Annotated in this window: 9 protein-coding genes; 2 read left to right on the top strand and 7 right to left on the bottom strand. The window is 58.8% G+C overall.

What is annotated here, in order from left to right:
* The 4 genes from BG52_RS05600 to gpr all read right to left on the bottom strand — a co-directional run.
* On the bottom strand, window positions 1-854 hold an 854-nt coding region (locus BG52_RS05600), incomplete at its 3' end, for a GTP-binding protein (protein ID WP_036666957.1).
* A 118-nt stretch (window positions 855-972) separates the two neighbouring features.
* Complete coding sequence (locus BG52_RS14805; RefSeq protein WP_144340743.1) at window positions 973-1,404, bottom strand: hypothetical protein; 432 nt, start codon at window positions 1,402-1,404, stop codon at window positions 973-975.
* A 23-nt stretch (window positions 1,405-1,427) separates the two neighbouring features.
* The gene (locus tag BG52_RS05590) at window positions 1,428-2,705 is read right to left on the bottom strand and encodes a stage II sporulation protein P (RefSeq protein ID WP_036580922.1); all 1,278 of its coding nucleotides are present in this window, start codon (window positions 2,703-2,705) and stop codon (window positions 1,428-1,430) included.
* A 115-nt stretch (window positions 2,706-2,820) separates the two neighbouring features.
* Window positions 2,821-3,828 carry a GPR endopeptidase gene (gene gpr, locus BG52_RS05585; protein ID WP_036580990.1) on the bottom strand — a complete coding sequence of 336 codons (1,008 nt, stop codon included), beginning with the start codon at window positions 3,826-3,828 and terminating at the stop codon, window positions 2,821-2,823.
* Between the two features lie 188 nt (window positions 3,829-4,016).
* On the opposite strand from gpr, the gene rpsT reads away from it, so the two are divergent.
* Complete coding sequence (gene rpsT / locus BG52_RS05580; protein ID WP_036580920.1) at window positions 4,017-4,289, top strand: 30S ribosomal protein S20; 273 nt, start codon at window positions 4,017-4,019, stop codon at window positions 4,287-4,289.
* Window positions 4,290-4,415: 126 nt separating this feature from the next.
* Here rpsT and holA read toward each other — a convergent pair whose 3' ends face one another.
* From holA to BG52_RS05565, 3 genes are all read right to left on the bottom strand, one after another.
* A complete protein-coding gene (holA, locus tag BG52_RS05575; protein WP_036580919.1) occupies window positions 4,416-5,435 on the bottom strand; it encodes a DNA polymerase III subunit delta in 1,020 nt (339 codons plus the stop codon).
* Window positions 5,436-5,650: 215 nt separating this feature from the next.
* On the bottom strand, window positions 5,651-6,865 hold the full coding sequence (locus tag BG52_RS05570; RefSeq protein WP_449578414.1) for an anti-sigma factor family protein: 1,215 nt from the start codon (window positions 6,863-6,865) through the stop codon (window positions 5,651-5,653).
* Between the two features lie 14 nt (window positions 6,866-6,879).
* The gene (locus BG52_RS05565; protein ID WP_036580911.1) at window positions 6,880-7,428 is read right to left on the bottom strand and encodes an RNA polymerase sigma factor; all 549 of its coding nucleotides are present in this window, start codon (window positions 7,426-7,428) and stop codon (window positions 6,880-6,882) included.
* Between the two features lie 363 nt (window positions 7,429-7,791).
* On the opposite strand from BG52_RS05565, the gene BG52_RS05560 reads away from it, so the two are divergent.
* On the top strand, window positions 7,792-8,511 hold the full coding sequence (locus tag BG52_RS05560; RefSeq protein WP_036580908.1) for a 3-ketoacyl-ACP reductase: 720 nt from the start codon (window positions 7,792-7,794) through the stop codon (window positions 8,509-8,511).
* Window positions 8,512-8,580: the final 69 nt, after the last annotated feature.

Here is an 8,580-nt window from a genome sequence, read left to right as displayed (position 1 = left end):
TTGGCGTCGGTGACCGTGTCGCCGACACGGGTGTCCTTCACATTCTTGATGCCTGCGACGACAAAGCCAACGTCGCCGACCGCCAGTTCGTCTACCAGCCCCATCCGCGGCATGAACGCCCCGACCTCGATGACCTCGAATTCGGCGTCGGTCGCCATGAAGCGGATTTTTTTGCCGGCCTTGATAGCGCCGTCGATTACCCTGACGTACACGATGACACCCTTGTACGGATCGTAGTGGGAGTCGAAAATAAGTGCCTTGAGCGGCTCGTCCGGATCGCCTTGCGGCGCCGGAACCTTCTGCACAACCTGCTCCAGTATCTCCTTAATGCCGATCCCGGCCTTGGCGGAAGCCAGTACCGCTTCGCTGGTGTCCAGGCCGATGACGTCCTCGATTTCCTGCTTCACCCGTTCCGGATCGGCGCTGGGCAGATCGATTTTGTTGATGACCGGTAAAACCTCAAGGTTGTTGTCCAGCTTCTTCATACGTTGTGCCTGCGCCAACGAAGGCGTACAGTCCTCGGACTGCATCGTTTCCAGCGCGCCTTCGCAGGCCGCCATACTGCGGGACACTTCATACGTAAAGTCGACATGGCCTGGCGTATCGATCAGATTCAATATATAATCCTCGCCGTTGTCAGCACGGTAGCTCAGGCGGACGGCCTGCAGCTTGATCGTAATGCCGCGTTCCCGCTCCAGATCCATCTGGTCCAGCACCTGCTCCTGCATCTCGCGGGACGACAGCGCGCCGGTAAACTCCAGGATACGGTCGGCCAGCGTCGATTTGCCGTGGTCGATATGCGCGATGATGGAAAAGTTGCGGATTTTCTCTTGCCGTTTGCGAACGTCTGTCATGCTATCCCCTACACCGCCCCTAAATGCTAGTCATTCTATTCATTATACCAACAGAACGGTTAAGCATCAATCGGCGCGGCGCGGATTGGAAACGGCCGGCGCCGGGCGCTCGGCCCGGTCAGTCGGTTGCGGTGTCGAAGATCGAGACGATAAACCGGATGCCGCCGTTCGTCACGGAGCGCAGCAGGCCTGCCGTTCCGTCCGCCAGCTTGTTCAGGCTCGGCTCCTGGAATTCCGCCGGCGGACCGGGCAGCTCCCTTGGCGTCTCTTCAATCATCGCCGACAGCCTGTCCAAATCCTCCTGAGCCTTCCGCAGGCGGCGCAGCGCCTCAACGCGCGCGGCCTGTGTTCGTTCGTCATATCCGCCCATTGTCTCCGACGCGTCCGTCCCGACAGGCGTCGTTTCGTTCACGCTCGAAATTCCGGCCTGAACGTCCAGGGGGCCGTACACGTCGCCGATCCCTTTCGAGGACCATTCAATACCGTACAGCACTAACGTCACGAGCAGCCCCCCGAGCAGCGCGTATTTCCACGGTCTTTTTTTCCGCATTCCGGTCATCCTTCCCTTCCCCCTCACGAAACCGGCTGCGCCGCCGGCTGCGCGTCCACCTTCTCCTGCTCCCAGTAGATTTCCGAGATGACGTCGGCCAGCACGTTGACCGTCCGGTAAGATTCCTCCAGCGTGTTGTCCACGCCCCCGATCTCGATAATGACGCTCTCGGACGACAGCGATTGATTGTATTCGCCGTTGCCCGTTTTCGCCGATTTGCCCCAAACGCCGCGTGAGATACCGGGATATTTCCGCTGAAGCGCCTCGTGGATTTTGGTGGCGAACGCCTCGTTCTTGCGCCAGTTGGGGTTGCGGTTTCCGATCACAAAATAAACCTGCGCGAAATCTTTTCCGTTGATTGTCGCGGTTGTCAGCTTGCGCGGCTGCGAATCACGATGCACATCGAAAAAGAAAGTGAAATCGTTGTTTTCGGCCATCGCGTCGACGACCGTCTGCTTGGAATATTTGTAAGACAGCTCCCAACGGAAGTCCTTGATGGCGGTCGGATAATCGACGGTTGAGCTTTCGGCGCCTACTCCGTTCGCCTCCAGCCGCTGCGCCAGCCTTTTGCCGACGAGCGTCACGTTCTTTTTGCTCGAATTGGGATCTTTGGCGTCTGCTTTCAGCTCCGGAAACCACGATTCCCGGTTGTGGGAATGATAGATGAATACGACCTTCCGGCCGCCGGTCGTCGGCTTCGCCGGCGCCCCGGGTTCCGCCGTCGGACCGGCGGGCTCCGGCTCGTCGGGTACGGCTCCATCGTTTGAGGGCGCATCCGCCGGCTCGTCCTCCGTATTCCCGTTCATGCCGTCCTTGCCGCTTCCGCCGGGCTCCGGTTGCCCGGCAGCCTCCGGCTCGGGAATCGGTTGATGCTCCTCCGGTGCCGACGCTACGTCGGTGCCGCCGCGCAGCAGGACGGCATCCTCACCCTGGAAGCCCGGCATTTCACCGGCGAGCAGGCTGTGCGGGTCGTTCGGATTGACGTCGGTCAGCAGCCTCACGAGAAAAGACGCCGCTTCCGCCCGCGATACCGCAACGGCCGGATCCGGCGCTTGGAGGGCCGGCAGCTCCATGCCGAGCAGGCCGATAAAAAACCCGCTGGACACGGCGGCCGCGAACCCCTTCATGGAGCTGACGGGTGAAGCCGAAGCTTGCGAGTGGGCCATGCCGGCCAACCCGGCAATTACAAAGAACAGCATCGAGCATACGGTCAGCGACGCAAAGGCGCGTCCGCTTGCGAGCAACCTGCGAACAGCTTCACTGCGGCGAGGTCCTGCTGCCAGGGCAACGATTCGTTTCAAGGTTCGGTTCCTCCTCATTCCGGGCGTTCTCTTCACTCACCAGTCACTACCAGGTTATGAGAGAATCGGGAATGCTAGAACCGATAGAAGCGATGTTGCTAGAATTGCGCAATAGTCAGTGCGTGTACGCCGCGACGTTACTGGAATCGACGGCATCATGGAGGGCGGCGTTCAAGCCGCTGGCGATGATGTTGGCGATATCCTCGATGAACTGGTCGACATCCTTCGGCGTGACCAGCAGATCGTGGCCGACGGGCTGCAGCACCTCGCGCACCAGCTGAAGCCGGTCATTTTCCGGCAGGGATTGCAGCATCCCCATGATCGGTCCCGCGTTGTCGGTTTGACGCTTGAAATGCTCGGACAGCAGTTCAATGCAGCTGTTGACGATTGTGGACGCATAGACGACCGTCGGCACGCCGATCGCGATGACAGGAACGCCTAGTATTTGCTGCGTTAGCCCCTTGCGTTTATTGCCGATGCCCGAGCCCGGATGAATGCCCGTGTCGGCGATCTGGATCGTCGTGTTGACCCTTTCGATCGCTTTGGAGGCCAGCGCGTCGATCGCGATGATGAGATCCGGCTTTGTGCGCTGCACGATGCCTTGCACGATTTCACTCGATTCGATACCCGTTATGCCGAGCACGCCAGGCGCCACCGCGCTGACCGGACGATAGCCGGGCGCCACCCGGTCCGGCATCAGCTCGAAGTAATGGCGGGTCACCATCGTATTCTCGACGACGAGCGGACCGAGCGCGTCCGGCGTCACGTTCCAGTTGCCGAGGCCGACGATCAGCGTATTGGCGTTTTTGCCGACTCCGAGCCTTTGCAGGAACGCTTCAAACTCCCGGGCGAAAACTGTCGCGACGCGATCCTGCAGGACGGTGTCTTGGTTACGCAGACCGGGCACCTCGAGCGTGACGTACTGGCCGATCATTTTGCCTATGGCCCTGGCGCCGATTTCGTTATCAATGCTCATGCGCGTAATCGTGATGCCCTCTTCCTGGACGGTCTCCGCGCGCACGCCCTGCAGCGCTCCGGCGCCGCCGACTTCGGCCAGCTCCTTGGCCTCCAGCGCCAGATCCGTACGTACGTTATACTGCCGCAAATCAAGCTCATGTTCCATCATGGACGGCCAATCCTCCCAAGGCTTTTTTTGGCGTTAGCATGCGTCATCGGGGACATTTCTATACGGCGGTCGCCGGGGAAACGCAGGTTGTCGCACTATTGCATTTTGTGTCGCGCCGTGATAAAATATTTCAAGTTGTTGTTAAAAGATGTATTGGGTATTTACGCTTTCAGGAGGTGAACCACATGCCAAACATTAAATCCGCCGTCAAACGCGTGAAAACGAACGAAAAACGTCGTGCGCTTAATGCATCGCAGAAATCCGCACTTCGTACGGCCGTTAAAGCAGCCGACGTAGCGATCGCAGGAACCGATGCCGAAGCTGCCCAAACAGCGCTCGTCACGGCTACCAAGAAATTGGACAAAGCCGTAACGAAAGGCCTGATCCATAAAAATGCGGCCGCCCGCAAAAAATCCCGTCTCGCCAAGAAGCTTAACGCCCTTTCGGCTCAAGCATAAGGTTCGAACGGACCGTTATTTGACTGACAAAAGCCCGCACTCGCGCATGACGCGAATGCGGGCTTTTCCGTTGGCTCAGGCCAAAGTGCCGACCGTCGACGACACAGGAGACGGCTATCAAGGAGCTTAGGCGCTCAAGGATAGCAGGAACAGCTCCAGGCCCAGCTCCTTGTCGATTTGGCCGGTTTTCATCCGGTAATCGAGCTCGGCCGCCTGCTCCAGCCGGCTGCCCAGACGCTCGGTTGTCCAGCCCCGCGCCTTCTCCGCCGCCAGCTTCACGGCATACGGATGCAAACCGAGCTGCGAAGCCATCTGCTGCTGGGAATAAGAGCGCTGCTCCAGCTCCTTGATTTGCAGCATGATCCGGAATTGACGGGCTATAAGCGCCGCAATTTTGACCGGCTCTTCCTTGCGGACCAGCAGATGCCGGTAAAGCGCCAATGCCCGGTCTATGCGGGAAGACGCCATGGCGTCGATCAAAGCGAACACGTCCTCCTCCAGCGTCGGCGCTGTCAGCGAATCGACCTGCTCGGCTTCGATATTGCCGCCGTCGCCGGCGAACAGGCACAGCTTGTCCGTCTCTTGCGAGAGCATCTGCAGGTTGGAGCCGACCCGCGCAATCAGCCGTTCCGCCGCCGCTGCCGACATGGTGCGGTTCTGGCTTTGGGCGCGTCTTAGGATCCAGCGCACGAGATCTGCGCCTTCGAGCTCGGGAAAAGCGATGACGGCGTCTTTTTCCTTCAATGCCTTCACGATTTTACGACGCTCGTCCAGCTTGTCGTGATGGACGACGAACACGACCACGCTCGTGTCCGACGGCTGTTTGACATAAGCGAGCAGCCGTTCCGTGTCATGCTGGATTTTGCCCTCTTTGCTTCCCGAGGCCAACACTGACTGATCGCGTACCAGCACCAGCTTGCGGCTGGCGAAGAAGGGCATCGTCTCCGCTTCAAGCACCGCCTCCTCAGCGGCCGTCTCCGCCATGTCGAACTTCACCACGCCGAGCTCTCGCTCATCCGGGCCAAGCAGCCGTTCCGTCAAATAGGATACGAACTCCTGCATCCGGTACCGGTCCTTGCCGAAGAGTACATAGAAAGGCCTCACCTGGCCGCTGTTGATTTCTTTTGCCGCAACGCTCGGATTCATGCTGTACGCTCCCCTCGCCCGCCCACGCGCAACAAAGGGATGATGCCCGAGGCTTCATCCCCTTGTCCTTGATGATCTATATAAACGCCGGCAGCAGGTCCATGGCGCCTGCCGCGGACGGTCATACGAAGATCAAGGCTTTCTCGCTCTGTAACCCCTGCTACAATAATGTACGCAGCAGAGCGGGAAGTGTGCAGAGATCGGATCGTTTTCCGTTAAATTTTCGATTCGGTGCCTTCTTGAGCGTTAACCTTGAACCGCTCGACGGTGCCGGCGCTTTGCCGCACCTCATATTCGATGAACCGGCTGTCTTCCGTCCAAGCGCCAAGCGTCGGTTTGCTGGTCTTTTCCCTGCTCTGGAACAGGATAGCGCCGGTAACCGCATCGTACACGGTAACCCTCGAATCCGCAACATAAGCCGTATAGGCCCCGTTAGGCGAAACCGATAGCTCCCCTGCGGGCGCCTGCATGATGCCCATCTTGTTGCTCTCACTTGCGGAACCGGCCTGCTCGCCGGATTGATCCTGAACCGCAAACGATTTATTGTCCGCCGGAGCGTCGGTTGCGCCGGCTGCGCTGTCCGCAAAGTTCCCCGTCTCGGCGGACTGGCCGTTGGAGGCGNCATCGGCGGAGAAGCTCGCCGAGCCGTCATGGTTCGGCGTGACCGGCACATTCGGGGCGGCGTTCTTCTCCTGATCCTGCTTCGGAGGCGCAGCCGGTGCAGTCTGGTCCTGATCGCTCCGCCGCTTGGAGGCTTGACCGTCATTGTCCGTCGGCACTGCGCCGTTAACGGATGGCTGCGGATTGGGGCTCTCCTGCGCAGGCTCGGCTGCGTTCGCGGAATCAGCAGCCGCATCGTTGCCGGCGGAAGAAGAGGAGTTGAACTCACTCTTAAGAGAGAGCTGCAACTCGGTAATTTGGCCTTTCTCTTCTGAAGCGGCGGAATCTCCCGCCGCACCCGAACGCAGGCTGGAATCCGCGGACTCCAGTGCCGCACCGCTGTCCAGTACTTTGTTAGCCGTATTCGGATTGTAGGTGACCAGGAATAGGCCGATGACAAGACCGGCGGCTGCGACGCCGCTGAATGCACGAACCGAGAGCCGCTCGGTCCAGTGCCGCGTTCGCGGTTTGCCGGTTCGGCGCGGATCCGGGTCCTCAGGCAGAACGACCGGCATGAGCGGCGCAGAGGCGGAGGGCTCGGCCGCCCGCCGGGCGGCGCCAAACAGCTCGATACGTTCCAATTGCGGCAGGATGGCGTCGACGAGGCAGTACTGCGGCATGACCTTCGGCAAGTTTTCCAGCTCGGAGGACAGAAGCTTAAGCCGCTCGTACATGGTCGCGCATTCCGGACAATGACTGATGTGCTCCGTCAAGATCGCCGTTTCGTATTCGCTCAGATCGCCATCCAAATGGCGCTGCATATAGTCCATCACCTCTTGACATGTCATCCTCGGACACCCCCTTTCTGATAATCTTGAAGCAGCGATTGGAGCTGTTGCCTTGCCCGGAATAAATAAGATTTCACCGTATTTAAGGGCAGATCAAGCGAATCCGCAATTTCGTTGTACGAAAAGTCCTGTAAGTATCGAAGCACCACGACCGCCCGATGATGCTCGGGCAGCTTGTCGATGGCCTCCCGGATATCCATCGCCGCATAAGCGGACAGCACTTCCTCTTCCACGTTCTGCTTCTCGCGAAATACCATATCGTGCTCCTCGATCGATACGGTCGGCTTGTTCCGGCGGAACTTGTCGATACAAATATTCGTCACGATCCGCTGTACCCACGTTTTGAACTGGGCCTTTTCTTCGTAAGAATCGATTCTGGTGTATATGCGGATAAGCGCTTCTTGCGCGGCGTCCATCGCGTCCTGCTCGTTGTTCAGAATGTAATAGGCGGTTCGATATACGTGGGTCTCAATTTCGCGCAATAGAGTGATCAGGGCGTCTCGATCGCCCGATTGAGCGGCTCGTATGAGACCAGGCTCCACCACGAAGGGTCCCCCTCTCTTGCAACCTTCCAGACGCGAATGTCAGGTAAAAGGTTGCACGTATTCCCTCTGCTTATTTTAGGAAATCATAACAATCAGATAAGAAAAATAGGACAAAAGACCAAAGCGGCCCAATCATAAGAATATCAGAAAACGGGCGGGGCGTATACGGATGCCGGCCCGTAAGGTTGCCCTTTGGATAGAGGGGGCAGCACAGGGATTTGGAGCGGGTCGGAGATGCGTCGCATGCGCAGGGGATGCGGAAGAGCGGGTGGATTCGATGGCGCTCGGATTTGCTAGACGGCCGCGGGTTAACTATAATCGAGATTGAATAAAATAGATCTGCGAAGAGGAGTGAATGCGACAATGGAGTTAACGAACAAAACCGCAATCATTACGGGCGGAGGCAAAGGCATAGGCAAAGCGACGGCGGCCGCATTGGCTCGGGAAGGCGTGCATCTCGGCTTGATCGCCAGAAGCGGCGCAGATCTTAAAACGGTGCAGGAGCAATTAACCGGCCAATTCGGCGTTCAGGTGCATGTGGCCGAAGCCGATATCACCAGTCAGAGCGAGGTTGGGAAGGCGGTCGAGGCGCTTATCGGCCGGCTCGGCTCGGTCGATATGCTGATCAACAATGCCGGCACCGCCACGTTCGGCACGCTGCTCGATATGGAACCCGCCGAATGGGAACGGATCATTCAGGTCAATCTCATGGGCACTTATTACGTTACCCGGGCCGTTCTGCCTACCATGATGAAGCAAAACAGCGGCTCCATCGTGAATGTGGCATCGACCGCCGGCGAACGCGGCTTTGCCACGGGCTCCGCTTACTGCGCGTCCAAGTTTGCCGTAATGGGCATGACGGAGGCGCTGATGCAGGAAGTCCGCAAATCGAACATCCGCGTCACGGCTTTGTCGCCGAGCACCGTAAATACGGAGCTTGCGGCAAGCGCGGGCTTGCCTATCGGCGACGAGGATCGGATGATGCAGCCGGAGGATGTGGCCGAGCTGATTCTGGCGGGCTTGAAGCTGCCGCAAAGGGTTTTCATGAAAACGGCGGGGATTTGGACGACCAATCCGCAATAGTCTCGCAGGCGGTATGAATAACGCTTGTGTTTGTGCTAGTGCAGACACGGGGGACGGGCCTCGGTCATC

Origin of the sequence: Paenibacillus darwinianus (genome assembly GCF_000598065.1) — a bacterium.
GTDB lineage: Bacteria > Bacillota > Bacilli > Paenibacillales > Paenibacillaceae > Paenibacillus_I > Paenibacillus_I darwinianus.
The sequence above is the reverse complement of the archived record's forward strand: the minus strand, read 5'-3'. Positions and strand labels throughout refer to the sequence as shown.

Coding starts and splice junctions, on each gene's coding strand:
- gpr (WP_036580990.1), bottom strand. CDS start 3,828: ATGGAACATGAGCTTGATTTGCGGCAGTATAACGTACGTACGGATCTG.
- BG52_RS05560 (WP_036580908.1), top strand. CDS start 7,792: ATGGAGTTAACGAACAAAACCGCAATCATTACGGGCGGAGGCAAAGGC.
- rpsT (WP_036580920.1), top strand. CDS start 4,017: ATGCCAAACATTAAATCCGCCGTCAAACGCGTGAAAACGAACGAAAAA.
- BG52_RS14805 (WP_144340743.1), bottom strand. CDS start 1,404: ATGCGGAAAAAAAGACCGTGGAAATACGCGCTGCTCGGGGGGCTGCTC.
- holA (WP_036580919.1), bottom strand. CDS start 5,435: ATGAATCCGAGCGTTGCGGCAAAAGAAATCAACAGCGGCCAGGTGAGG.